Source organism: Nocardia sp. NPDC057663, from assembly GCF_042799895.1.
Classification (GTDB): Bacteria; Actinomycetota; Actinomycetes; order Mycobacteriales; family Mycobacteriaceae; genus Nocardia.
The window spans coordinates 1-1091 of the sequence record NZ_JBHVHX010000050.1 but is presented as its reverse complement, the minus strand read 5'-3'; the positions used below and the strand labels follow the sequence as shown (position 1 = coordinate 1091).

The following is a 1091-nucleotide window of genomic DNA, read 5'->3' as shown; positions in this document are numbered from 1 at the left end:
TGTACTGACCACGGACGTTGGTGACGGCGTGGCGAGCTGACATGACGAAGACCTCCGAGTGAAGTGCGAGCTGTCTAGGAACGCATCCACTCCGGAGGTCTTCGTGTCCCACCGTAACGCCCCCCTGACCGAACTGGGCCGGTTACGGCTGGCCCGGTGCGTCGTCGACGACGGCTGGCCACTACGCCGCGCTGCCGAACGATTCCAAGTCTCGACTACCACCGCGAAACGCTGGGCCGACCGCTACCGGGCAGCCGGCCATGCCGGCATGAGCGACCGGTCCAGCCGCCCGCGCCACAGCCCGAACCGCACGCCCACCCGCACCGAACGCCGCATCATCAAGATCCGGCTGCAACGCCGCTGGGGACCGGCCCGCATCGCCTACCTGCTCGGCTTGCATCCCTCGACCGTGCACCGCGTCCTGGCCCGCTACCGGATGGCCCGGCTGCGATGGCTCGACCGCGCCACCGCCGCACCCGTCCGCCGCTACGAACACGACGCTCCAGGCGACCTGATCCACGTCGACATCAAGAAACTCGGCAACATCCCCGACGGCGGCGGACACCGCGTCCTCGGCCGCCGTGCCGGAGCCCGCAACCGCACCCGCACACCCGGAAAAGTGTTGCGCCGCAATGGTGCCAGCCATGTCGGCTGCAGCTACCTGCACAACGCCGTCGATGACCACTCCCGCCTGGCCTACAGCGAAATCCTGCCCGACGAACGCAAGGAAACCGCTGTCGCGTTCTGGCAGCGGGCACGAAAGTACTTCGCCGCCAAGGGAATCACCGTCAAACGTGTCCTCACCGACAACGGATCCTGTTACAGGTCGCAGCTCTGGCGATCCGAACTGGCAACCACCGGCATCACCCACAAACGCACCCGGCCTTACCGACCGCAAACCAACGGCAAGGTCGAACGGTTCAACCGCACCCTGCTCGAGGAATGGGCTTACGCACGTCCCTACCGGTCCGAAACCGAACGCCGCTCCACATTCACCGACTGGCTACACACCTACAATCACCACCGCGGTCACACAGCACTCGGCGGACACTCACCGGCCAGCCGCGTTCCCAACCTCTCAGGTCAGTACA

Annotated in this window: 1 protein-coding gene; it reads left to right on the top strand. The window is 66.2% G+C overall.

The genetic code is table 11. The annotated features are described in order from the left end of the window. Positions 1 to 103 precede the first annotated feature (103 nt). Positions 104 to 1091, top strand: a 988-nt coding sequence (locus ACFVAV_RS35680) for an IS481 family transposase (RefSeq protein WP_379040119.1), incomplete at its 3' end; no start/stop codon positions are given.